The 22,973-nt window shown below is 64.2% G+C and carries 25 protein-coding genes and 3 pseudogenes; 10 read left to right on the top strand and 18 right to left on the bottom strand.

Annotated features, from left to right (window positions below; all coding sequences use genetic code 11):
• Window positions 1-335: 335 nt before the first annotated feature.
• From F6X42_RS44400 to F6X42_RS32035, 4 genes and pseudogenes are all read right to left on the bottom strand, one after another.
• Window positions 336-739: pseudogene (locus F6X42_RS44400) on the bottom strand (hypothetical protein); the annotation flags it as partial.
• A gap of 36 nt (window positions 740-775) precedes the next feature.
• The gene (locus F6X42_RS32025) at window positions 776-1,150 is read right to left on the bottom strand and encodes a DUF3564 domain-containing protein (protein ID WP_187638025.1); all 375 of its coding nucleotides are present in this window, start codon (window positions 1,148-1,150) and stop codon (window positions 776-778) included.
• A gap of 58 nt (window positions 1,151-1,208) precedes the next feature.
• Window positions 1,209-1,481: pseudogene (locus F6X42_RS32030) on the bottom strand (c-type cytochrome); the annotation flags it as partial.
• 176 nt (window positions 1,482-1,657) lie between these two features.
• The gene (locus tag F6X42_RS32035; RefSeq protein WP_187638026.1) at window positions 1,658-2,329 is read right to left on the bottom strand and encodes a SagB/ThcOx family dehydrogenase; all 672 of its coding nucleotides are present in this window, start codon (window positions 2,327-2,329) and stop codon (window positions 1,658-1,660) included.
• Window positions 2,330-2,634: 305 nt separating this feature from the next.
• On the opposite strand from F6X42_RS32035, the gene F6X42_RS32040 reads away from it, so the two are divergent.
• Complete coding sequence (locus tag F6X42_RS32040) at window positions 2,635-2,910, top strand: DUF1488 family protein (protein WP_090804945.1); 276 nt, start codon at window positions 2,635-2,637, stop codon at window positions 2,908-2,910.
• Between the two features lie 44 nt (window positions 2,911-2,954).
• On the opposite strand, the gene F6X42_RS32045 is transcribed toward F6X42_RS32040, so the two are convergent.
• The 4 genes and pseudogenes from F6X42_RS32045 to F6X42_RS32060 form a co-directional block, all read right to left on the bottom strand.
• Window positions 2,955-3,986 carry an Acg family FMN-binding oxidoreductase gene (locus F6X42_RS32045; protein WP_187638027.1) on the bottom strand — a complete coding sequence of 344 codons (1,032 nt, stop codon included), beginning with the start codon at window positions 3,984-3,986 and terminating at the stop codon, window positions 2,955-2,957.
• Between the two features lie 126 nt (window positions 3,987-4,112).
• Window positions 4,113-4,895: a fumarate/nitrate reduction transcriptional regulator Fnr gene (gene fnr / locus F6X42_RS32050; RefSeq protein WP_187638028.1), complete on the bottom strand. Its 783-nt coding sequence runs from the start codon at window positions 4,893-4,895 to the stop codon at window positions 4,113-4,115.
• Window positions 4,888-5,319: a response regulator gene (locus tag F6X42_RS32055; RefSeq protein WP_187638029.1), complete on the bottom strand. Its 432-nt coding sequence runs from the start codon at window positions 5,317-5,319 to the stop codon at window positions 4,888-4,890. Before F6X42_RS32055 ends, fnr begins: the two co-directional genes overlap by 8 nt.
• A 190-nt stretch (window positions 5,320-5,509) precedes the next feature.
• Window positions 5,510-5,873 (bottom strand): annotated as a pseudogene (locus F6X42_RS32060) (LuxR C-terminal-related transcriptional regulator); the annotation flags it as partial.
• A 179-nt stretch (window positions 5,874-6,052) separates the two neighbouring features.
• Here F6X42_RS32060 and F6X42_RS32065 point away from each other — a divergent pair.
• A complete protein-coding gene (locus F6X42_RS32065) occupies window positions 6,053-6,529 on the top strand; it encodes a universal stress protein (protein WP_187638030.1) in 477 nt (158 codons plus the stop codon).
• Between the two features lie 134 nt (window positions 6,530-6,663).
• On the opposite strand, the gene F6X42_RS32070 is transcribed toward F6X42_RS32065, so the two are convergent.
• From F6X42_RS32070 to F6X42_RS32090, 5 genes are all read right to left on the bottom strand, one after another.
• Window positions 6,664-7,491 (bottom strand): universal stress protein, encoded by an 828-nt coding sequence (locus F6X42_RS32070; RefSeq protein ID WP_187638031.1) that lies wholly within the window; start codon window positions 7,489-7,491, stop codon window positions 6,664-6,666.
• On the bottom strand, window positions 7,488-7,994 hold the full coding sequence (locus F6X42_RS32075) for a universal stress protein (protein WP_187638032.1): 507 nt from the start codon (window positions 7,992-7,994) through the stop codon (window positions 7,488-7,490). The genes F6X42_RS32070 and F6X42_RS32075 overlap by 4 nt, the downstream gene beginning before the upstream one ends.
• A 57-nt stretch (window positions 7,995-8,051) precedes the next feature.
• A complete protein-coding gene (locus F6X42_RS32080; RefSeq protein WP_187638033.1) occupies window positions 8,052-8,888 on the bottom strand; it encodes a universal stress protein in 837 nt (278 codons plus the stop codon).
• Window positions 8,889-9,048: 160 nt separating this feature from the next.
• Complete coding sequence (locus F6X42_RS32085) at window positions 9,049-10,452, bottom strand: bifunctional enoyl-CoA hydratase/phosphate acetyltransferase (RefSeq protein ID WP_187638034.1); 1,404 nt, start codon at window positions 10,450-10,452, stop codon at window positions 9,049-9,051.
• Between the two features lie 126 nt (window positions 10,453-10,578).
• Window positions 10,579-10,818 (bottom strand): hypothetical protein, encoded by a 240-nt coding sequence (locus tag F6X42_RS32090; RefSeq protein ID WP_222945799.1) that lies wholly within the window; start codon window positions 10,816-10,818, stop codon window positions 10,579-10,581.
• 304 nt (window positions 10,819-11,122) lie between these two features.
• On the opposite strand from F6X42_RS32090, the gene F6X42_RS32095 reads away from it, so the two are divergent.
• Together F6X42_RS32095 and F6X42_RS32100 are read left to right on the top strand one after the other, a co-directional pair.
• The gene (locus F6X42_RS32095; RefSeq protein WP_187638035.1) at window positions 11,123-11,635 is read left to right on the top strand and encodes a flavodoxin family protein; all 513 of its coding nucleotides are present in this window, start codon (window positions 11,123-11,125) and stop codon (window positions 11,633-11,635) included.
• Window positions 11,636-11,657: 22 nt separating this feature from the next.
• Complete coding sequence (locus F6X42_RS32100) at window positions 11,658-12,098, top strand: hypothetical protein (RefSeq protein ID WP_187638036.1); 441 nt, start codon at window positions 11,658-11,660, stop codon at window positions 12,096-12,098.
• Window positions 12,099-12,156: 58 nt separating this feature from the next.
• Here F6X42_RS32100 and F6X42_RS32105 read toward each other — a convergent pair whose 3' ends face one another.
• Both F6X42_RS32105 and F6X42_RS32110 read right to left on the bottom strand, forming a co-directional pair.
• Window positions 12,157-13,458 (bottom strand): NRAMP family divalent metal transporter, encoded by a 1,302-nt coding sequence (locus F6X42_RS32105; protein WP_187638037.1) that lies wholly within the window; start codon window positions 13,456-13,458, stop codon window positions 12,157-12,159.
• Between the two features lie 12 nt (window positions 13,459-13,470).
• Window positions 13,471-15,090, bottom strand: a complete 1,620-nt coding sequence (locus tag F6X42_RS32110) for an oleate hydratase (RefSeq protein ID WP_312892957.1) — start codon at window positions 15,088-15,090, stop codon at window positions 13,471-13,473.
• Window positions 15,091-15,473: 383 nt separating this feature from the next.
• On the opposite strand from F6X42_RS32110, the gene F6X42_RS32115 reads away from it, so the two are divergent.
• Window positions 15,474-16,331, top strand: coding sequence for an ion channel (locus tag F6X42_RS32115; RefSeq protein WP_187638039.1), 858 nt, complete (start codon window positions 15,474-15,476; stop codon window positions 16,329-16,331).
• Window position 16,332: 1 nt separating this feature from the next.
• Here the strand turns inward: F6X42_RS32115 and F6X42_RS32120 are convergent, their stop codons facing one another.
• Window positions 16,333-17,115 carry a chromate transporter gene (locus tag F6X42_RS32120; RefSeq protein WP_246530317.1) on the bottom strand — a complete coding sequence of 261 codons (783 nt, stop codon included), beginning with the start codon at window positions 17,113-17,115 and terminating at the stop codon, window positions 16,333-16,335.
• Window positions 17,034-17,423, bottom strand: a complete 390-nt coding sequence (locus F6X42_RS44405) for a chromate transporter (protein ID WP_246530319.1) — start codon at window positions 17,421-17,423, stop codon at window positions 17,034-17,036. Before F6X42_RS44405 ends, F6X42_RS32120 begins: the two co-directional genes overlap by 82 nt.
• Before the next feature lie 256 nt (window positions 17,424-17,679).
• Here F6X42_RS44405 and F6X42_RS32125 point away from each other — a divergent pair, with 256 nt between their 5' ends.
• The 4 genes from F6X42_RS32125 (at window position 17,680) to F6X42_RS32140 (ending at window position 19,966) form a co-directional block, all read left to right on the top strand.
• Window positions 17,680-18,015 carry a hypothetical protein gene (locus tag F6X42_RS32125; RefSeq protein WP_312892955.1) on the top strand — a complete coding sequence of 112 codons (336 nt, stop codon included), beginning with the start codon at window positions 17,680-17,682 and terminating at the stop codon, window positions 18,013-18,015.
• Window positions 18,016-18,070: 55 nt separating this feature from the next.
• Entirely contained in the window at window positions 18,071-18,529 is a 459-nt protein-coding gene (locus F6X42_RS32130; RefSeq protein WP_187638041.1) for a universal stress protein, read from the top strand.
• Window positions 18,530-18,702: 173 nt separating this feature from the next.
• The gene (locus F6X42_RS32135) at window positions 18,703-19,230 is read left to right on the top strand and encodes a hypothetical protein (RefSeq protein WP_187638042.1); all 528 of its coding nucleotides are present in this window, start codon (window positions 18,703-18,705) and stop codon (window positions 19,228-19,230) included.
• Window positions 19,220-19,966: a beta-ketoacyl-ACP reductase gene (locus F6X42_RS32140; protein ID WP_187638043.1), complete on the top strand. Its 747-nt coding sequence runs from the start codon at window positions 19,220-19,222 to the stop codon at window positions 19,964-19,966. The genes F6X42_RS32135 and F6X42_RS32140 overlap by 11 nt, the downstream gene beginning before the upstream one ends.
• Before the next feature lie 63 nt (window positions 19,967-20,029).
• On the opposite strand, the gene F6X42_RS32145 is transcribed toward F6X42_RS32140, so the two are convergent.
• A complete protein-coding gene (locus F6X42_RS32145) occupies window positions 20,030-21,700 on the bottom strand; it encodes a bifunctional aminoglycoside phosphotransferase/ATP-binding protein (RefSeq protein WP_187638044.1) in 1,671 nt (556 codons plus the stop codon).
• A 189-nt stretch (window positions 21,701-21,889) separates the two neighbouring features.
• On the opposite strand from F6X42_RS32145, the gene F6X42_RS32150 reads away from it, so the two are divergent.
• Complete coding sequence (locus F6X42_RS32150; protein ID WP_187638045.1) at window positions 21,890-22,930, top strand: zinc-dependent alcohol dehydrogenase family protein; 1,041 nt, start codon at window positions 21,890-21,892, stop codon at window positions 22,928-22,930.
• The last annotated feature ends 43 nt before the right edge of the window (window positions 22,931-22,973 follow it).

Here is a 22,973-nt window from a genome sequence, read left to right on the forward strand (position 1 = left end):
TGTCCGATCAGACGCCGGATGAGGCATACTTCGCGACGCTGCCAGCGATCAAATTGGCAGCTTGATGACCCCGGCGCTTCCACTTATAAACTCGATCTGACTGTCCGAACCAACGGCGCCACCTCTCGTTATATGCGGCGCTGGGTGGGGGATGGGAGAGCGGGCAATGACCGGGCAAGTTTTTGAGTGAGAGTTCGCGGGCATGGCGCCGGGAGGGCGATACGTGGAGGGCGCGGGATCGAGGCCCGCGCAGCGTGCGCCTCAGACGTTGCTCGCCTTAGGTGCGAAGACGCCGGCGCGTCACCCGGCTCGTCCCGCTCGCAACGTTCGAGCCGCAACGCGCCCCAGCCCAGCGGAGCAAACACGCGGCCGCCAGCAAGCTCGACCTGCTCGATAAACGATTCGAGCTTCACGCCAGCCATGATGTGAATCGGCGCGTTGCTGATGAAATCCTGCGTGCGCAGCCACGGGGCGTCGCCCCGATTGATCTCGATGACGCTGCGCGTGTTGCCGTCGTAGCCCGCATCGGGGGATACAACGGACCGTCGAAGGCGACCGTCAGAATCTGCTCCGGCATGTCGTCGTAGGGGACGCCTGCATGTTGTTCATACGGCACCCGTTCCCAGCCGTCGCCCCATTGCTGATCGAGTGGCACACGCGTGAAATAGGCCCACGGGGCGCGCACGAAACAGAGTCCATACGCGTGCCGTACGCCGTCCAGATCCGCGGTCAGTCCCATGAGCGCACCTCATTGTCGTGACGGTTCAAATAAGGTTCAGGCAGTGTCGTCGTCCGCGAAAATGCCATTTTCAGGCTCCGCGCTCTCGTGGTCGACACATTGAATGTGCCAGTGGCCGCTCATCAGCGTCATGCCTGCATTGGCGCACCATTGCGCACGCCCGGTCTCACCTTCGAACGGGCCGCCGGACACGTTCAGATCAAGCCCCTCAAGCACACAGCAGGGCACCGAATCGTGCGGGCCGCACACGAGTGTATTGCCGCAGTCGACGTGCAGCGTGCCCCATTCGGGCAGTTCGAGGCCCAGGTGCCCCTCGCGCGACCATTGCCGCGTTTCGTTGTCGAGCCACAGGATGGCAAATGCCATCGGATTGACACGGTCGAATGTGTCGAGGTGAATGGTCAGGCGCATGACTTTCTCCATCTGTACCACGTGCATCCGCAGTAAGCGACTAGTCGTTCGTTGCGGTTCATTGACTCAGGACCCACTGGATCAGCGTGTGGGCGTCTTCGGACGTAATCGGTCCGCCGCGGTCAGGCGGCAGCGGCATGGCCATGTCACCCCAATGAGCCTTGCCGCCGACCCGCAGTTTGTGTTCAAGCATCACCTGTGCATTCGGCTCGTTGCGATAACGTTGCGCGATCTGCTGGAACGAAGGCGCGAGAAACGGGGCGTCGCGGGTATGGCAGAACATGCAATGCTGTTGATCGACGAGGGCGGTCGGCTCGGACTGCCCGAACGCCGCCGCTTGCTGTCAGCAGGAGCCCGACTACATGCGCGGCCAGGTAGGGCGGAAACATGGCTTTCACGAGACACACTCCACGAAAGGCTGCAGGCTCAGTCCAGGTTTGACGACGCGGTTGCAATTGACTCACGTCAAGCTGACGTTCGCCCACGATCATTGACCGTTTGCTTGCGTTATCCGGCATCGTCGGCGCTATCGGACGAATCGAAGTGGCCCACCGTTTGAGCGAGGACCGGAACGCTGTCGCGCGGCAGGCGCATTTCGACACTCAGCGCACTGCGGTTGAGCCAGCCGCGCGCCGCGACAGCGAGTCCTGCGGCCGCGCAGAACAGATAGACGTTCTGCGCTATCGCGCCGGCGCTTGCCGACGCAAAAGGTTCGCGCTGCGACGGTGTGATGTCGTGCATGCGAGCAAGGTCGGCGACGTACACTAGATCGAGCGGCGCATCGCCCACGAAGTCCTGGTAGCCCGTCAGCCCGCGCAGATCGCTTGCGATGGCCAGGTCGAGGCGATGTCGGCGTGGATCGTAGCGATACAGTCCGCGCGCGAGCACCGCGTAGATGTCGATTTCATGCAGGGCCAGCACCGAGGGCGCGGTTCGCCCACCGTCCGGCTCGCGATTGATGCCGTTGGCCGCCCACAGCAAATTGCTGAGTATCGTGTCGTCCAGCAAGTCGGCAGCGAAGCGGCGCGTTGTGCGGCGTTTCGCAAATGCTTCCATGATCGGCATGCCGCCGGCGCGCTCGGGAGCAGGCAGTTCGATGTGCTCTGACACCATGCCGGTGACCGGACGCGTACGCGCCTGATCGCGGAGTGTGGTGCCAAGTCTGAATAGATGTTTCATGAACACGTCATCCTCGTGCAAGCCGGAACTGCGAACGGCATACAGTCATCGTGTACCACCGCGGCATTTAATGATTGACTCAGATCAACCCGGCTTTCGCGAACGCGGGGCTGTTCGAGGCCTGCCGTCAGGTGATGTCACTCTTGATCCGAGTCAACCAGGATCGCCACCAAAAAATTGGCGACGTTTCAAGCGCGTCTATTCTGAACACATCAGAGCGCCGAGCGTGGCCGCTCTCAGGTTATCCGCGCCGCTTCCGTCGGCTTTATTCAAGCCACGTACTTTCACTCTCACAGGTACCGGCCATGCATATCCATTTCCCGCAGGAACGTCCCGAGTACTGTGCGCGCGATCTCGTCGTCGCCTTTCCGGCGGAGGTCGACGGTGAGCGCGTGCAGTGCGCCATTACCGCGGAGGCGCTGGAAGACCACTTCGGCGCGCCGTCGTTGCGTGAAGACGATCTGATAGAAGCGTTCGATACACACCGGCTGCCCATCGAGGCCGCCGCGCGAAATTTGCTGAAAGAAGTGGGCGCGAAGCCGGTCATGATGCACAGCGGCTACTTCCGCTTCCGCGATTGAAGCCGCGCGGCCGAGCCGCTGATCGGCCCTTTGACTGCGCCCCGCTACGACACCACTTCGGCAAATGGGCGCCGCGGCGAATGCGGCACGGCGCTGCCACGGCCAACCCGGATCAGCAGTTGCGGAACGGCGTCCAGATTGAGCGCGGCGCGCAGGCGCTCGCGCAGCGAAGCCACTTCGATCGGTTGATTCAGGTAGGAAGCCGTCATGCCTTCGGAGGCGGCGGTGAGCAGCACCCGTTCGAGCGCCTGCCCGGCCGCGAGCCATGCGGCCGCGTCATCCGTGCCGGTGCCGATGCAAAGCAGCAATGGCGAGCCGGCGGCGAGTGTCTGATGCGCTGCGGCCAGACCGCCGCCCAGGTCGAAGGTGCGAACGATCGAACTCACCAACGGCACCGCGAAGTCGAGCAGCCCGCGCGCGCCGGTCGACAACGCGGGCATGCCGTCCTGAAGACGCCGCGGATGAATCCAGCTAGCAAGTTCGCGGCGAAAGCGCGGGTCCTTGAATTGCGTCTGGTCGGCTTCACCGATCAGCTCGGCGAGCTGTTCCCGACTCGCTGTGCTTTCAATGCAGACCGTATCGCAGCCTTCCGCCGTCCCCGCGTCCACGAGGCGCCGCTGGAATTCGGGTGGCGTGGGTTCGCCGGCGAAAATCTCACGCGTCGTCACGCGCAGCGCAATCGCATCGAACAGCGCGGCGAGGCCCTTATCGCAGCGGCCGCCGGGTATCACCCGCAGATGCGCGAGGACGTCGGGGTCGGCGTTCGAGGGAAACGGCGTGATCGCGTAGGCCAGCCCAAAGCGGCTCAGCGCCACGCGCAGATTGAACAGTGCCGCGCCGCAACTGATAATCAACTCGCGGTCGTACGGATCGACCACCGGCAGCGCGCGCATGCGGTCCGCGCACAGCGTCATGCAGTCGCCATCGACGATGAAATGCCACGGCTGGGTGTTGTGGTTCGACGGCGCGAGTACCGCATAGCGCAGCGCGAAGCGCAGTTTTTCGTCGATGCCGGCATGGGGGTCGAGTTGCCGTTCATCGACGGACCATGCCGTCGTGTTGGGAAGGGTGCTCATTCGGGGTCTCCTGACGCCGTGTCGGCTATGTTGCGTCAGACCATCGTGTCAGAGAGCCCTGCGGCGGGCTTGACTCCGATCAAACGGCGGCGCAATGCCGGCTTGATTCAACGGCGGCGCGCGCGGCTACACGCGGGCGAGACCTTCCCTGTCGAGAATCCTGATCTGCTTGCCGTGGGTGTCGAGCAGGCCGTCCTTCTGAAACTTCGATAGCATGCGGCTGACGGTTTCGAGTTTCATCCCGAGGTAGCTGCCGATCTCTTCCCGCGTCATGCGCAGATGAAATTCCGCCTGCGAATAACCGCGCGACTTGAGCTTGCCCGACAGGTTCAGCAGGAACGTCGCGACCCGCTGGTCCGCGGACATCGTGCCGAGCAGCATCATCAGCGTGGCCTCGCGCACGATCTCGCTGCCCATCAGCCTGTGCACATGCTGCTGCAATGCCTTGACGTCGCGGCACATGGCTTCGAGCAAATGGAACGGGATGATGCAGACCTTGCTGTCCTCGATGGCGAGCGCATCGCAGCTATGCTTGCCTGAACCGATGCCGTCGAGACCCAGCACATCGCCCGCAAGATGAAACCCGGTGACCTGTTCACGGCCGTCGCGATGCATCACGACGGTCTTGAACGAGCCCGCGCGAACTGCGTAGATGCTCTGGAACGAATCGCCTGCGCGAAACAGGGACTCGCCATTTTTGATCGTGCGCGAAGGGCAGATCAGCGCCTCGACCCGTTCGGTCTCTGTCGCCGTCAGACCTTCCGGCAAGCAGGAAGCACGCATCGCGCAACTCGAGCAGTTGGCGCCGCCGTGCTTCGGCGGGGCCGGTGCGAATCCGGGGTCTTTCAGTGCTTGCAGCGGAATCTGCGCGATGGTCCGGGTCTGGAAATATTCGGCAACGTCAGACATGGTGGGCTCCGAGATGGTAGAGACCACGCGCGCAATGCTCGTGGGCAATTCGCTCGATGGTGTTGCATGCAAGATCGAATTCGCTGGTCTTGTCGAAGAAGTACTGCGCGCCGTTGGCGAAGCACGCCTGCCTGAACCACGTGCCCGAATGATTCGTTAGCACGATCGTGATCACGGTGGACATGCTCTGCGCGAGGTTGCGCAGCAGGTCGATGCCGCTGCCGCCACTCAGATGTAAATCCATCACCACGACGTCGGCTGCCGTCGCGCCGATGCCGTCCAGTGCCGCACAGAGTTCCTCCGCTTCACCGACGATCTCGACGCCTTCGATCGCACCGAAACGCGCGGCGATCCGTTTCCTGATCGAAATCGCGTCGTCCACGAGGAACACGCGTACGGCTGGGTATGACGGGCTTGAGTTCATGGCTCGAAGTATCGGCCGCATCATCTCAAAATAAAATCAGCGGGGAACGAGCTTCGGGTAGGCGAGCGCGAAGTGTTGTAGGGAATTTCCTACATACACTCTGTGACGGTAAAGCAGCCGCGCGAGGAGCCACGGATGTGACGGGGGTTAACGACGGAGCGGACCCAGTGACAGCGGCGCCATGACTGCGCTAGATTTCGTCGTCTTCGCCGAGCAGCTTGTGGCGCAGTGCATAGCGCACCAGTGCGGCTTCGTGAGGCATCTGCATTTTCTCGAGGATGCGGGTTTTGTAGGTGCTTACGGTCTTGCTGCTGACGCTCAGTTCGACGGCGATTTCCGTGAGGGTCTGCCCTGCGGCGATGCGCCGCAATACGTCGAATTCGCGATCCGACAGGCGCTGGTGGGGCAGTGTGTCGGCGGGCTCGTTGAGGCTTTGCGCAAAGCGCTCGGCGATCGCGAGACTGGTGAGTACGAGGATGCGCAGCGCCGGCACTCTCCTTGGTGAGATAGCCCGATGCGCCGGCTTTGAAAGCGCGCACGGCGTACTGTTGCTCTCATGCCAGTAGCTGCGGTTGATGACGCGGAGCGCAGTGCCTGAAAGAGGGGTGGTCGAAGCCAGACGCCCGGCGCTTGATCCGCATCAAGCGTATTTCGGGTTTGAAACCGCAGACTGAACTTCCGGGCACGTTTCGCCAGCGTTCGTTGGGGATGCGTCAAAGTTCAGGAGCATGTCATGTACAAGCGGATTCTCGTAGCAATCGACGGCAGTCAGGCCGCCCAACTCGCGCTTCAGGAAGCGCTGACCATCGCGGAGGCGGCACAGTCGACCGTGACAGCGGTATTCGTCGCCGAACATGCTGCGCAAATGGTCGACGTCGGCATCGGCCTGATCGATCAGCAGAGCCGCTCGACGGTGTCGGCCGAGGCCGCGATGGCGACGCTGGAAGATGCTCGCGCGCTATTCGAGCAGCGTGGGGTGCGTGGCTTGACGCGAGTTCTCGACGCGTACGGCGAGGACATCGCGGGTGTGCTCTGCCGTATCGCCGGCGAATGCGAAGCCGATCTCGTCGTGATGGGCACGCATGGACGGCATGGAATAGGACGCTTGCTGCTGGGCAGTGTAGCTGAAGCCGTCTTGCGGCGCACCGAGGTGCCGGTCCTGCTGGTCCGGCGCGAACGGGATCTGGACGAGATACCCTCGGGCCTGTGACGGCATTAATTACAACCTCGGCCTGTGGATCGCGGACAAAAGAGGCGCCCTGACGAGCGGGCGCCTTGAAAGTTTCGTGAGGGGCTATCGCCGCGTAATGCCTAAAAACCCGTACATCGCGAATCCGTTTCGAATCAGTGTGACATCAGCACCGGCACGGTCATCGACTGCAGCATGGTTCGCGTGACGCCGCCGAGCAACCTTTCCTGAACGCGCGCATGCCCGTACGCGCCCATCACCAGCAGATCGATATGGCGGTCGGCAAGCATGTTCAACAGCAGCGCGCCGGTCGATACACCGTCCACTCCGGGCGTCCCGGCGAATCCCGCTTCGATGCCGTGTCGCGCGAGCCAGGCGGCGACGTCGATGCCGGCCGGTTCACCGCTCTGCGAATGGCGCTGCACCGTCATCACGGTGACGAATTTCGCCTTCTTTAGTACCGGCAGTGCATCGGCCACGGATCGCGCGCTTTCGCGGCTGCCGTCCCACGCAATCAACACGCTTTGCCCGAACGACCGGACGGCTCCGGCGTAAGGCAGTACGATGGCCGGGCGGCCCGCACTCATGACCACGTCCTCTACAAAGTAACGGGCGATATACGACGACGGCTCCTCCGGATCGGACTGACCGAGAATCAGAAGGTCCGCGTGGCGAGCGTGCAAAGCCGTTGTTTCGACCGCATCACCCGCTGGCGCGCGCCATTCAACGCTCAGGCCGGCGCGTTCGCCGGCCGCCAGGAAGCGTGCCCGGGCGTCCTTCAGATTGGCGTCGCGTTGCGCTTCCTGCGCAGCCACCCAGGCACCTTCTCCATCCAATAAAATCGGTCGTGCGAGTTCCTGGCACACCACGTACAAGCCGATCAGATGCGCTTCGTACCGGCGGGCCAGGTCGAGCGCGAATTCGGTGCGCGCGGCGCTATACGGACTGTCGTCCAGATGCACGAGCAGGGTTTTGCAGTTCATGATCGCTCCTTGGCAGCTTCGGCCGTTGGCGATTGTTCGCCTGTAGCCGGGTTCACGCAGTGCGCGGAGATCAGGAGCACCGGGCACTGCGCAATGCGCAGAAAGCGTTCGGCGACGCTGCCGAGCACCATCCGCCGGAAACCTCGGCGCCCATGGGTGCCTATCACCACCACGTCGGCCTTGAACTCGGCGGCGGCGCGCTGGATGCATTGCGCGACGTCGTCGGCGCCCGGATCCGCCTCGACGATGCGTGGTGAGCCCGCCACGCCGGCGCGGCGCATGCGGGCGGCGGCGTCGTCGGTCACATGCGCGCCTTCTTCGAGAAGCGTGTCGCGGACATAAGAGGGATCGTAAGAGGGCACGTCATACGTCATGAGCGGGACGTTCACAACATACAACGGTTGCAATTGCGCGCCGGCTTCGTGTGCAAGTTGCAAGGCGGCGTCGAGCGCATGACTCGACGCTTCACTGCCGTCGACCGCAACCAGAATCTGCTGGTACATGGCGAACTCTCCTTAAGGAGGCGGCTTAGGGCCGCGCCTGCAAAGCGCCTTCGATTGTCAGTGCGACATCAGCACCGGCACGGTCATCGACTGCAGCACCGTGCGGGTTGCGCCGCCCATCACCAGTTCCTGCCAGCGGGCATGGCCGTAGGCTCCCATCACGAGGAGGTCCGCACCGAGCCCGGCTGCTTCCGATAACAGGGTGTCGCCAACCGACGCGGCCGGACCGGCTTCGACGTCCTTGACTTCGACCTTGATGCCGTGCCGCGCGATCACCGCTGCGATGTCGGCGCCTGGAATACGAGGGCCCGTTTCCCTGCGAGCGCCGTTGACCGCGACGATCGTGGTGAGCCGCGCTGTGCGCATGAACGGCAGCGCGTCATGCACGGCACGGGTGGCTTCGCGGCTGCCGTCCCAGCCGACCATCACATGGCCGCCGGGGGAAGTGACGCTGCTGGCGTTCGGCACCAGCAGCACCGGCCGGCCCGCGGACATGACCAGGTTTTCGGGGAAATAGTTGCCGACGTACGACTCCGGATCATCCGGATCGTCCTGGCCGGCGATGATCAGATCCGCGCAACGTCCCCGGTGCGGCACCGCGAGACTGGCTGACTGATCGACGGCGACCCACTCGCCCGTCACCCCGGCCCGGCTCAGCTCCGCATGGAAGAGGCGTTCGAGCGCGCCGCGCCGCTCGGCGCGCAGCTGCTCATGCGTCGCGTAGTAGCTGGCGGTGCCGGCCATCACGTACAGCGAGCGCGGATCGGGACTGAACAGGGCGAATACGCCGGTCAGATGGGCACCGAAGTGCTTCGCGAGGCGCAGCGCGATTTCGAGCCGCGGATGCGCGCGCCGGCTCGTATCCAGATGAACGACGATGGTTTTGTAGCTCATTGCAAAGCTCCCGGAAAGTGAATGGGCGGCGCCCGACCATGTGAACTGAGTCTATGAGCCTGTGGCGCTGCGGCGTTGATTCAGATCAACCGTGCGACTGGTGGCGCGGGGACAGTGAAACCTGAAAACGACGCGGCGCGCCGGTCCGCAAACGCCCCGTTCACGGGCGCTCCGAGCCTGCCAGCGCACGTTCCGCCGTCAGCTTGGCGAGTGCGACGGATGCGAGCCTTACGCGCACGCTGTCGGCACGGCTCGTGAGGATGATCGGCAGCCGCGCGCCGAGCACAAGACCAGCCGCGTCGGCGCCGGCGAAGTACATGAGCTGTTTGGCGAGCAGGTTGCCGGCTTCCAGATCTGGCGCCAGCAGGATGTCCGCCTGACCGGCCACGGGCGAATCGATCTGCTTGATTTTCGCGGCCGCCAGGCTGATTGCATTGTCGAAGGCGAGCGGGCCGTCCACCAGCGCGCCCGTGATCTGACCGCGCGCGGCCATGACGGTCAGCGCGGCGGCGTCGAGCGTGGTCGGCATGCGCGAGTTGACCGTTTCGATCGCGCCGAGCACCGCGACCCGCGGGAGTTCGACGCCCAGCACGTGCAACAGGTCGATGGCGTTCTGGCAGATATCGCGCTTATGGTCGAGCGATGGCGTGATATTGACCACGGCGTCGGTGACCACCAGCGGCTTCGAATAGGCCGGCACGTCCATCGCATAGACATGGCTGATGCGCCGCGCAGTGCGTAAGCCGGATGTCCGCGCGACGATCGCGCTGAGCAGTTCGCCCGTGTGCAGACTGCCTTTCATCAACGCGGCGACCCGACCGGCCGCGCCGATTTCCACGGCACGCGCGGCCGCCGCATGACTGTGCTCGACCGCTTCGATCGGCACGCCCGCGAGGCTGACGTTGGCGGCCTCGGCAGCGGCGCGGATTTTGGCTTCGGGGCCGATCAGCACCGGTTCGATCAGGCCTTCGTCGCGGGCTTCGATCGCTGCCAGGATGGCTTCTTCCGAGCAGGGATGAACGATCGCCGTGCGCAATGCGGGACGCACGCGCGCCTGCCGCATAAACGCGTCGTAGCGGTCGTGACGTCGCAAGGCGACCTCGGCATTCACCGTGCACGGCCACAATACCGGCATCGACGGTGCAACGACCGTTGCCGTGCCGAGCAGCACGCTGTCGCCCCTCTGGTTCGTGCAGCAGGTGTCGAGCATGACGATGCGTCCGTTACTGCGCTTTTTCTTCACCTTGACCATCGCGGTGATGGCGTCCCCCGCTGAGACAGGATGACGGAACTGCAGGGTCTGGCCGAGGCAGATCGTGCCGGGGCCAGGCAGCCGCTTGCCAAGCAGCGCGGAAATCAGCGTGGCGGTCCACATGCCGTGCACGACTCCATGGCCGGACAGCGCGCCCGCGGCGATTGCCGCATCTTCATGCGCGGGATCGAGATCGCCCGATACGGCCGCAAACAGATCGATATCGTTCTGCAGGGCCACGCGTACGAGCGACGCCGACTCGCCGATTTCGATTTCGTCGAAAGTGCGGTTGCGCAAAAGGTTGTCGTTCACGATGGCTCCGACACGACACGATGCCGTGTGAGTTTTCAGGTACGTCGATTAAGTCATGCCGACGCTCCGGTGAGTTGATCTGCATCATCTGTTTCGGGGACGCAGCCGCTGGCGTCCTGCATTCCTTCAGACAGGCGCACGTTGACCGACGGTGTCGCACAGCGCGTCGGCGAAGCGTTTGAACGCATGCAGCGAGCCCGCAATGCTCTGGTATTTTTCGCGGCCGATCTGTCCGTCGAGCGTAATCAGCAGCCCCGACTCGCGCGCGAGCGCGAGGATGGCATCGAATTCACGGATCGCGTTGCGCACGTCCTGTGATGGTTCCGCCGATGTCGCGGCGCGGGCGAAAAAGGGTGTGTTCGACATGGCCGGTCTCCTTACGGGTCAACCTCGGCACGCGCATCGGGCGCATCGCGAGGGCAATCGATTCGGGCTGTCACGAATCCAGTATGGGTGGGCACCCGGCCGGTGCAAATCAGGTGGCACCGAGCTTCAGGTAGGACGTTCTGCATGCTTGTCAGGTTTTTCCTACGCAACGATGCGCCGTCATGACGGCCAGGTTCGTCGCTTGATATGGATCATGAGAATTCGCTCAACCGCGCCTATGCTCGTGGCATGCGCTGCGAATCCAGCATGTGAATGCACAACCGCGAGTGATATGGAGGCTGAAATGTCCGAAGCGAAAGTCCTTGTCGTCTATTTCTCACGCACCGGGACCACGCGTCTACTCGCGTCGGCGATTGCCGGAATGCTGGCCGCCGATCTCGAAGCGATCTGTGACTGCAGCGATCGCGCAGGGCCAGGCGGCTATCTGCGCTCGCTGATCGATGCGATCCGCAAGCGGCCCACGGAAATCGTTCCGGCCGGCTTGAGCGTGTCGGACTATGACCTCGTCGTAATCGGTTCGCCGGTATGGGCCGGTTCCGTGTCGGCCCCGGTGCGTTCGTATCTGATCGAGAACCGGGCGCGACTGCCTCAGGTTGCATTCTTCTGCAGCTTCGGCGGACACGGCGCCGACGCGGCGCTTCGCGAGATGGGCGAACTGGCCGGGAAGCCGGCCGTTGCCGAATGCAAGATCACCGCGGCCGCGGCGCACCAGGGCGCGCAGGCCGCGCTGGCTGCGTTCGTCAGTGGACTCAAACGGCACCTGGCGCGGGCCGGCGAATTCGAATGGATGTGTTGAGTCGCATGGGGAGCGGGCGAACATGAACTGGCGGCTCTTTCCGATACTCGCCGTCGCGGGACTTGCGGCGTGCAGCTCCGAGGCACGCATTGCCGCATTGCGCGACAGTGAGATTCAGCTGCAGCAGGCCCGCACACAGGCGTGGGTGAACTGCTCGGCTGGCGCCGACTGCGATCGCCTTTGGACATTGACGAAAAAATACGTCGCGCAGCGCTCGGTGACGCCGATTCGCCGTGCCGACGACACAGCGATCGAAACCACCGAGCCGCATATGTTCGGCGCCGTCTATGTCTGGGCAACCAGGACCACCGATGACGCGGGCGCCTCGACCATCAGGCTCAAAGGCATGTGCCGTGGCATGTATCGCGCCGACGGTAACCCCGGTTGGCTGTACACGAGCTGTGCGCAGCAGATCCGTGCAGTCGAAAGGGATTTCCGGGTGTTCGTCGGCGCCGCGTCGTAATTCCGCTGGTCGCACTTTCGCTGTGACCGCGTCGCGGCGTGCACAGCGCGCTTTTTTCTTACCCGGGAATGAACATCAGCAGCGCGGCCACGCCCATCACCAAGGTGGCGATCGAACCGAGCACGATCAGCGGTTTGCTGGCCGTGAACGCGCCCATCACCGATTCCCTCGACACGAGGATCATCACGACCACCAATAACGGCACCGCCACCACGCCGTTGATGACCGCGCTCCAGAACAGCGCCTTCATCGGACTGATCGGCGAATACTGGATCGCGAGCGCGGCCAGCACGCTGACGGCGATGATCGCGTAGAAGCCGCGCGCGTCGCGCAACTTGCGCTCGAGCCCCTCATGCCAGCCCATCGCTTCGGATAGCGCGTACGCGCCAGAACCCGCCAGCACCGGCACGCCGATCAGGCCGACGCCGAGAATGCCCGCCGCGAACAGGAGGTAAGCGAAGTCGCCGGCGAGCGGTCGCAGCGCGCTCGCGGCCTGCGCCGCTGTGGTGATATCGGTCACGCCGGCCGCGTGCAGCGTGACGGCGGTCGCCAGCATGATGAAAAAGGCGGTGAGGTCGGAGTAGAACATGCCGGACCATGTGTCCCAGCGGATCCGCTCAAGCTCCCGGGGTGCCGCGCCGGCATCCAGGATGAGCGCGACACCGCCGCGATGAGCGTGCATGTCTTCCACTTCTTCGGATGCCTGCCAGAAAAAGAGGTAAGGGCTGATGGTGGTGCCGAACACGCCGACGACCATCGCCGCCGCGTTGCCGTTCAGCGTCAGATGCGGCCACAGCATGCGCCAGGCCACTTCGCGCCAGGGCACATGAACGGTCAACAGCACGACGGCATAGGCGAGCAGCGAGACCGTCAGCCACTTCAGAAAGAACACGTACCGATGGTACGGAACGAAAACCTGCAGCAGCAGCGTGCCGACCACGAAGCAGGCCGTCATCAGGTGCCGGTCGACGCCGCTCACCAGTTCCGCAACTTCGCCCATCGCGGCAACATCGGCGGCGATGTTCAGCACGTTCGCGACCAGCAGCAACGACACGACGCCCATCAGCACGACAGGTGGGAACGCGCTCTTGATGTTGGCGGCGAGCCCTTTTCCGGTCACCCGGCCGAGGTTCGCGCACATTGACTGGACCGCGGCCATCAACGGAAAGGCGAGCGGCATCGTCCACAGCATGTTCAGGCCGAACTGCGCGCCAGCCTGCGAATAGGTGGCGATGCCGCTCGGATCGTCATCGGCGACGCCCGTGATGAGGCCCGGACCGACATGGGCCAGCGGATGCTCCTTCAGACGCGCGAGCAGCGCCCGCAGGCTTCTGGTATGCCGCAAACCGTCGACTTCCACTCGATCACCTCGCTAATGGTCCCGCAGCGTCGCGAATGCCTTGTAGACGATCCGCGGGTCATGCCGCCCCTTGTAGACAGCCGGTGCGGCCCGATCGAGCCCGAGCAGTGCATACACCGCGTTCTGCGCCGAGCGCACCGAGTATTCGACGGTGAACACGACGTCGTCGGGCAACTCGCAGAACTGGCCGATGAAAGCGAGATTGCGCCATCCGTCAGGCACCACGGCAGGCCGGTCGCCGCGCCGGCGCGGCAGGAACTGGCTCGTGATGAACGGCATCATGCAGGGAATGCAAACCGCGTGCTCGAGGATTCGGGCCGACTCCGCCTTGACCTTCAAATGGCCGAGAATCTCCGTCAGGATTTCGCGGCCGGTGCAGGCCTGCATCGGCTTGTCGACGAAATTGCCTGGCTGGTCGACTCGCAAGCCGTACCCCCAGAACACCTGCACGTCCGCCGGCTGATCGATGAAATGCGGCTGGTGCGGCAGCACGATCGAGGCGAGCCAGTTCGACTCAGGAAAAGTAATCAGGCCGCCTTCGCCGGGTACATTGCCGGTCAGATCGCGGATAAGCCGGAACAGTGTCGGGTCTCGCAGCGTCACCGTGAAGGAGAGCCACTTCGACGCGTCGACATGATCGGCGAACACGGACGGGTCGCCGAATTCGGGCCGGCCCGCGGCAATGTTTTTCCACAGGCTCCAGGCGCCCGTGCCGTCGACCGTCTCCAGCGGCGCGGGACGGTCCATGCCGCCGAGGCTGGAAGCCGCCGTCATCGAGCCGAGCGTGACGATCACCTTGTCGTTGCGGCCGATCAGCAATTCGAAGCCTTGATGCGCGCTCAAGCAAACCATGCCAACTACACTGTTCTGCTCGCCGGTTTCGTCGAACCAGAGATCGGTGACCCGGGTGTCCGGCTGGAAAATTACGCCGTGCCCGTCCAGCCAGCGGCGCAGAGGCCGGACCATCGACTCGTACTGGTTGTAGACCGTGCGCATGATGCCGTGCAGTTGGTTGAAGCCCGCCGACATATGCGCGAAACGCAATAGATACCGACGGAATTCTGCTGCGCTATGCCATGGCTGGAACGCAAACGTCGTGCACCACATCAGCCAGAAATTGGTGTCGAAGAACGACGCGTCGAAATGATCGGAAATCCGGCTGTTGCCGAGCATGATTTCCGGTTCGATCGACAGGCGGCCCAGCGTCATCAGATGCTTTTCATCGAGCCCATAGGCGGGGGCGTCCTCGCGTTTGCCGTTCCTCACGAGCCGCGACCTGGACGAAGTCCGGATGGTCTCGTTCCAGTCGAAGATCTCCTGGGTCACGGTTTTGCTGTCGTCCAGCGTCGGGATCGACGAAAAGAGCTCGTAGGTGCACAGATACTTGCTTTCGAGCATGCGGCCGCCGCGCACCACATAGCCACTTTCCGCGTTACCCGCGCCATCAAGGCTGCCGCCGGGCTTGTCGAGGGCTTCGAGGATGGTGACGTCGCAGCCGCGCACGTGGCCGTCGCGGATCAGGAACGCAGCGGCCGCCAGCGAGGCAATGCCGCCGCCGACAAGATAGAACTTGCCGTTCTCTGCAGGGTGGCCGTCACTGTTGACGTCGGTGCGCGGCGTGTGTGCGTGAATCGGATCAGAGTTTTGCACGTCGTTCTCCCGTTTGAGGTTCGCTGCAATCGAACTGCAGCCGGCCCGCCCTGCCGCGCAGAGCAGGCGTTGGTTCACCATACGCGAGGCTCGGTGGGTTCGATTGCGTTGGATCAAGCAATGATCGCGGCAGCGCAGCCGAGCGGGCGGCAGTCGACCTCATGTCGATTCGCAAAGGCAGCGCGGGCGTCGCGACGCTGCGTATCTCGCCTCTTTGTGATCCGTATCAAGGTCGGCCGAAGCTGCCCTCATACGATGGTTCAGCACCTCGCGTCAGCCGGTGGTTACAGCGGCGGCGCAGTCAAGGGACGCTGGCCGGTAACGGGATGGTTACCGGGCGTCGCAAAGTCGGATACGGTGGCGAAATGAGCGATGATTTTCGCATTGCCGGCCTGGGCGGCATCGACCCCCATGACGGTCCGCGTGCGGTGCGCGCATGGCGCTGGCTGCAATGGGTTCTGTTGGGATTCAGCCTGCTGGCCATTCCCGCGTTCTACTTCGAACTGGCCGCCCACTCCACGGTCTTGCACCAAACGGGGCGGGCGCTCTACGCGTGCATGTCGGTCGGTTTCTCAATATCGCTCGCGTGGCTCGCGCGCTTGAGCCACAAGCCCCGGCGGTTTCTGGTGCGCAACCGCTATGACGTGCTGATCGCAGTGGGCGCAGCAGCTAGCGTCATTTCGGGCGTGTCGGCCTGGTCCTCGTTCGAATGGTCGATGCGCATTCTGTTCGTCGGAGTCGTGGCGGCGCGAATCGCGCTGTCGCTGCAAGGATTTTTCTCGCCCAACCGACTGCTTCTGCTGCCCGCGATGGCTGCCGTGCTGCTCGCCTCGGCGGGTGCCGGTTTTTACTGGCTCGAACCGGGCGCGCACACGTATGCGGAGGGCGTCTGGCTCGCCTTCGAAAGCAGCGCGACGGTGGACTACGGCGATATGGCGCCGACCACGCCGGCCTCGCGCGTCTTCGCCGCGTTCGTGGTGCTGCTCGGCTATGGGCTGCTGTCGCTGTTATTCGCGAGTATTGCCGCGCTCTTCATCGAACGGGAAGAGCGTCTGCTGCGTCGCGAAATGCATCGCGACATCAAGACCTTGCAGGCGGAAATCGCCTCGCTGCGAACGGAAGTGCTCCGCATCGGCGCCCACGCGCACGCCGACGACACCGCAATCGCTCGTCATCGTGCTGCGGGTACGCATGATCGAACCAGGCGGGCGCGCGTCAGATGACTCATCCGGCAAGCAGGATGGTCACCAGCACCACCGCCCACGACGGCGCACGCCACGTTCCGAGCAGCAGCAAGGCCAGCACGACGAGCACGAAATCCGCGCCGCTGTGCACGGCGCTCGTCCAGACCGGATCGTAGAGCGCGGCGGGCAGAATGCCGACCACCGCGGCGTTGATCGCGGCCATCGCCCGGCGCATCAGTGCGAACGCCCGCAGTTGTCCCCACAGCGGCAGCGTCGCGCCGACCAGCAAAAACGACGGCAGAAAGATCGCGGCTGTCGCGATCAGTGCGCCGCCGATTCCCGCCGGATGGCCGCTACTGGCGGCGCCGAGAAATGCCGCGAACGAGAACAGCGGACCCGGCACTGCTTGCGCGGCGCCGTAGCCGGCCATGAATTCGTTGGCCGACAGCCAGCCGCGCGGCACCACGACCGCTTGCAGCAACGGCAGCACCACATGGCCGCCGCCGAACACCAGCGACTCGACCCGGTAGAACGCGGCGAACAGGTCGAGCGGATAGACATGCAGCCATGCGGCCGCCGCGGGCAGGCCGAACAGCAGCAAACCGAATCCGAGCGGGCACGCGAACGCGCCGGCTTTCGTGCCGGGCATGCCGAGCGGCGCGCCCGGCACGTCGGCCGAGCTTTTCAGAAGTAGCGCGCCGATCCCGGCCGCGACGACGATCGACGCGATCTGGCCATACGTCACGCCAAGCACCAGCACCGCGATCGCGGCGCCTGCGGCGATGGTCGAGCGGGCGCGGTCGGGACAGAGCGTGCGTCCCATCGACCACACCGCCTGCGCGACGACCGCACCGCCGCCAGCTTGAGACCGCGCAGCAGACGAAGCGACGTCGCATCGGTCAGATGCGTGAACCCGCAGGCGAAACCGGTCAGCAGCGCGACCGGGGGCAGCGTGAATCCCAGCCACGCTGCCAACGCGCCGGCGATACCGCCGCGCATCCGCCCGATCGCGATGCCGACCTGGCTGCTGCCCGGGCCCGGCAGAAACTGGCACAACGCGACGAGGTCGCCGAACGTGTGTTCGTCGAGCCAGCGGCGGCGCTTGACGAACTCGTCGCGGAAATAGCCCAGATGCGCGGCCGGACCGCCGAACGAAGTGAGGCGTGGCGCGCACGGCGCGACATGAACAGCATTCGGCGCTCAGGAAAAGCCCGCATCGACTCTATGTCTTGACGCAAGTCAAGTGGCTCAAACCGTCCCAGCCGATGATCCAATCATCCCGCCGGCTGCGTCTCGTCAGTTTGGCCACACGACCGCGGCGGGCAAGTTTGCTATGGAGCCCGCGCAAGAACGCTGGACGCCTGGGAGAGGGAACATGGGAGTCGGCATGCAAATCGTCTACCTCGGCTTCGTCGGAACGTCGCAAATCGAAGCCGAAGCCGCTTCGCAACTGGTGCGCCTCGAGCGTTTCAGCAGGTCCATCGCGGGCTGTCATCTGGCGATCGAATTCATCCGTGCCGCGCTTCCTGACCAGCGGGCCAATGCGCAGCCAGGTGAGCCGCGCGAGCCCACGTTCGACGCCCGGCTCGACCTGACCATGCGCAGCGGCGAACTCGTCCCGATCAGACATTGTGTCGACGCCAACGTGCAAGCAGCGATCCGGGCGGCATTCGATTCCGCCGAGGAGCAACTGGTGCGCAATTCGCCGCGTACCCGGTCCTGATCGTTGCAGCGAGTGCCGCGACCGCATCGTTTTAACGCTCTATGAGGAGACAGGCATGTATCGAAACATTCTGGTTGCCGTGGATGGCAGCGAAGCGTCGAAATGCGCGCTCGATGAGGCGATCCGCATGGCGAAGCTGGCAAGCGCGAAGTTGACGGCGGTCTATGCGATCGACCAGTCGGCGGCCTTCACTTATGCGGGCGTATGCGACCCGCATCTGTTGACCGATGCCGCGCGCGAGGCCGGACGAAGCCTGCTGGACGACGCGCTCGCGAAAATGAAAGCCCTCGACGTGGCCGGCGATTCTGAAATCATCGAAACCCAGGGCATCGCCGAAGATATCGCAAGTTGCATCGCGCGGTGTGTCGAGCGGCGCGGCGCGGATCTGGTGGTGATGGGCACGCATGGCCGGCGCGGCATGCGGCGCCTGGTGCTCGGCAGCGTCGCCGAGCGTTTTGTGCGGCATTCGCCGTGCCCTGTGCTGCTGGTTCGGGAAAGCGCCGCCCATGCCTGAGCATCGTCCTGACAGGCGCGCCATGTGCGGGACCGCAGCGCGCTGGCGTGCGTTGATACAGGTCAACCGCACTTCAACGCGCGGGCCTACATTGAACCGTCTGCTGCGTCGCGCTGACCGGCAGTGAGAATTGCGGGCTCGCCTGCGTCCACCAAAACGATCTGAGGACCATCATGTCAACTGAATCCACCACGCCGCTCGATCTGTATCGTGCGAACCTGGGACTTTCACTGCGGATGCTCGGCTACGGACACGAATACCGCCGGCAAGCCTGCGAGTTCGAGATGCAACGCATCCAACGTGATCTTGCCGCGTTGAATGCGACGCGCGACGCCGCAACTGGCGCGCACGACTGGAGTGAACTCGCGGCGAGCTATCAGACGATGCTGCGCGACTATATGGCGGCCACTACGAATCTCTGGCAGCAGGGGCTCGTTTCGGCGGCCCGGCAGCAAACCGCGTGCAGCGACGGCATGCGCGACGCGCTCGCCGGATGGCACGCCGCGTGGACCGGCAATTGGCAACAGGGCGTCGGCATGAACCCCGCGACGCTGCCGCTGCAGGGCTGGATGCGTCGCTTCGAAGAGATGGCCAGGGGCGCGCTGGACGGCGGCGCAGCACTCGGGCTGCGTACGGGTTCTGCGACACCACCCGCGCCGGCGTGCCGCTCCGCGCAACCGGGAGAACAGCATGTCGGCTAAGCGCGTTGCCTTCATTACCGGCGGCATGGGCGGACTCGGCGCCGCCACTAGCCGGCGTCTTCACGACGCCGGCATGGTGGTCGCCATGTCGCATTCGGAACGCAACGATCACGTCGCCACCTGGCTGGTGCACGAACGCGAAGCCGGCCGCCGTTTTCATGCCTACGAAGCCGACGTGACGAGTTTCGATTCATGCGCGCATTGCGCCAAACGCGTGTTCGACGAATTCGGGACGATCGACATTCTCGTCAACAATGCCGGCATCACGCGCGATTCGAGCTTTGCAAAAATGAACAAGGACGACTGGGATGCGGTACTGCGCACCGATCTCGACTCGCTGTTCAATATGACCAAGCCGTTGCTCGGCGGGATGGTCGCGCAACGTTTCGGGCGCATCGTGAATATCGGCTCGGTGAACGGCGCGCGCGGCGCTTTCGGTCAGACCAACTACGCAGCGGCGAAAGCCGGGATTCATGGCTTCTCGATGTCGCTGGCGCTGGAGGTTGCGAAACATGGCGTGACGGTCAACACCGTCTCGCCCGGTTACCTCGCGACCGCGATGACCGCGGCCGTGTCGAAGGATGTAATGGAGACGAAGATCTTGCCGCAGATTCCCGTGGGCCGTCTCGGGCAACCCGACGAAGTGGCCGCGCTGGTGGCGTTCCTCTGTTCGGACGACGGGGGTTTCGTCACCGGCGCGGAGTTCGCCATCAATGGCGGCATGCATATGGGCTAAAACGGGCTAAAGCGGTACGGATGGCGCTTCAGGGCCGCGCGGCGAACGACTGCGCGGCCCATTTCATGCGTGGGCTACGTCCGCATCGGGCGCCGCCGTTTCGTGCATTTCATGCATTGACTGCGTGTCCAGGCGTTCCAGCAATGCTTGCCAGTACTCAATATGCGCGAAGGCGCCCACGGGCACCTCGGTATCGAAATGTACCGTGCAAGCCATCTCGCCTGCGCTGAGCGGGTCTTCATTCGCCAGTTGCCTGATCAGAACGACCGGCCCGGCGTCCGACTCCGCATGCGCCTGCGCGGCGCGCCTGCTGACGCGTTCCGCAAGCAGGCAGGTGCGCGCATGAAAATCGAGCACGATGACAGGAACCGCCAGCGCATCGGCCAACGCCGCAAACCTCGACCGGTGATCGCGCTTCAAAAATGTCGCGTCGACCAGCGCTGGATAACCCGCGGCCAGCACGTGACGCGTGAGCGCCAGCAGCGTGCCGTAGTGTCGATCGATCGAGTCCGCCGAGTAGGCGGCGCGCGGCAACGGCTGCGCATCTATCGGCGCGAACGGGCGTGGGCGTTTGCGTTCGATGTCGCTGGACACGCGTATCTCACCGATCAGATTGACGAGCGCCTCGCTCGCCACCGATTTGCCCGAACCCGAGTAGCCGTGGCATAGCAACAGATAAGGGCGCGGCTTTGCGATCAGGCGTCCGGCGAGCCGCAGGTACTGATGGGTCTCTACCGATTCGCGGTCCGTCGGGCCGCCACGCGCCTTCAGCGCCGCAACGAGCGCTCGCACCAGCGCGCGATAAACCATGTAGTAACGCAGTGCGGGCAATGCGGCGAAGTCGCCGGTGCGTTGCAGCCAGCCGTTCAGCAACCGGGCGGCAAGATCGTCCCGGCCGTGCGCCTGCAGGTCCATCAGCAGGAAACTCAAATCACTCGCCACGTCGATCCACCGCAACGCGTCGCTGAATTCGATGCAATCGAACATGAGCACCCGCTTGCCACGACGCAGCACGTTGTCGAGGTGCAGGTCGCCATGGCACTCACGCACGAAGCCGCCCGCGCGGCGCGTTTCGAAATGTTCCGCGAGCCGCTCGCCGTCTTTCTCGCACCATTGACGAAGTGTGTCCGGTAGGGGCTTGCCGGTCTCGCGTCCCAGCGCGTCCAGCACGGTGTGCATTTGCGTGCGTACCGTCGACGCCGAACCGAAGCCGCGTCGCGGTGCAGCGCGCGCCGCACCGCGATGAAACGCGGCGAGGCTGTCGGCCAGCGCGTCGATCTCCGCGAAACCGAGCGCGTCGCGCGCGAGCAATGCCTGGAATACGTCGCGCTCGTCGAAACGCCGCATCTTGACCGCGTGTTCGACAACGTGCCCGTGGTGCCGGATCTTGCGCACGCGGCCCTGACGCACGATCGTCTCGACGCCGCAATACAACTCGCGCGCAAGGCGGCCGTTCAACCGCGCTTCGTCCTCGCACGCGCGTTGCCGCACGGCGGGCAGCGTGAAATCGACAAAGCCCGGATTGACCGGTTTCTTCAGCTTGTACGCGTAACGGCCGGCCAGATAGATCACGGAGATATGCGTTTCGATCCGGCCAATGCGGCCGGCCGGATGGCGGTATGAGCAGGGCCGTTGCAAGGCCCGGTCGATGGCGCGCCAGCCGCGTTGCGCAACGCGTTCGCGTTGCCGGACGTGCAGCGGGCGGTGACGCGGCGAGGGGAAATGTTCGGGCATGGTCGGCTCCGGGAAAGCAATGAGGGCTCGTCCAGCATAGGCACGACCGGATGAGCGGCGCTTGACGGAGATCATTCATTCGAGCGGACGGCGGCGGATGAACATCGCTTGATACATGTCAATCGGCGCGCTGCGAGCCAGCCTAAAGTCAGTCGTAGGCAAGCCCGCATCGATCAACGGAGGCAGCATATGAAAGCGCTCGTGTACCAGGGTCCCGGGAAGAAATCGCTTGAGGAACGGCCCATTCCAAAGCTCGCGGCGCCCACCGATGCGATCGTCAAAATGACGCGCACCACGATATGCGGCACCGATCTGCATATTCTCAAAGGCGACGTGCCGACCTGCGAGCCGGGACGCATTCTCGGCCACGAGGGCGTCGGCGTCGTGCAGCAGGTCGGCACGGCGGTATCGTCGTTCAAGTCCGGCGACCGGGTGCTGATTTCATGCATTTCGTCGTGCGGCAAATGCGATTACTGCCGGCGCGGAATGTATTCCCATTGCAGCACGGGCGGCTGGATTCTCGGCAACAAGATTGACGGCACCCAGGCCGAGTACGTGCGCATTCCGCACGCGGAGACGAGCCTCTATCCGATTCCCGCTGGCGCCGACGAAGAAGCGCTCGTGATGCTCTCCGATATCCTGCCGACCGGCTTCGAATGCGGCGTACTGAACGGCAAAGTGCAGCCCGGCAGTACGGTGGCGATCGTCGGTGCCGGGCCGATTGGCCTCGCCGCGCTGCTGACCGCGCAGTTCTATGCGCCGGCGCAGATCATCATGATCGACCTCGATCCCAACCGGCTCGAAGTCGCAGGCGGCTTCGGCGCCACTGCATGCATCGATAGCGGCCATGACGATCCCGTTGCGGCCGTGATGAAGCTGACCGAACAGAAAGGTGTGGATTGCGCAATCGAAGCGGTCGGCGTGCCTGCCACGTTCGAACTGTGCGAGGCGCTTGTCGCGCCGGGCGGCGTGATCGCGAACGTCGGCGTGCACGGCGTCAAGGCCGATCTGCACCTTGAACAGCTGTGGGACCGCAACATCGCGATCACGACGCGTCTGGTCGACACCGTCAGCACGCCGATGCTGCTCAAGACGGTGCGCGCGGGCCGCATCGATCCCGCGCGGCTGATTACGCACCGCTTCCAGCTCGAAGACGTGGCCGGTGCCTACGACACCTTCAGCCGTGCCGCGGACACGCATGCGCTGAAAGTGATTATTGAAGTGTCCTAACCGGCGCGTTGCGCGACGCATGCGCACCCGCGCCATTAACCCA

The sequence above is a fragment of the Paraburkholderia podalyriae genome, assembly GCF_014397785.1.
GTDB classification, from domain to species: Bacteria; Pseudomonadota; Gammaproteobacteria; order Burkholderiales; family Burkholderiaceae; genus Paraburkholderia; species Paraburkholderia podalyriae.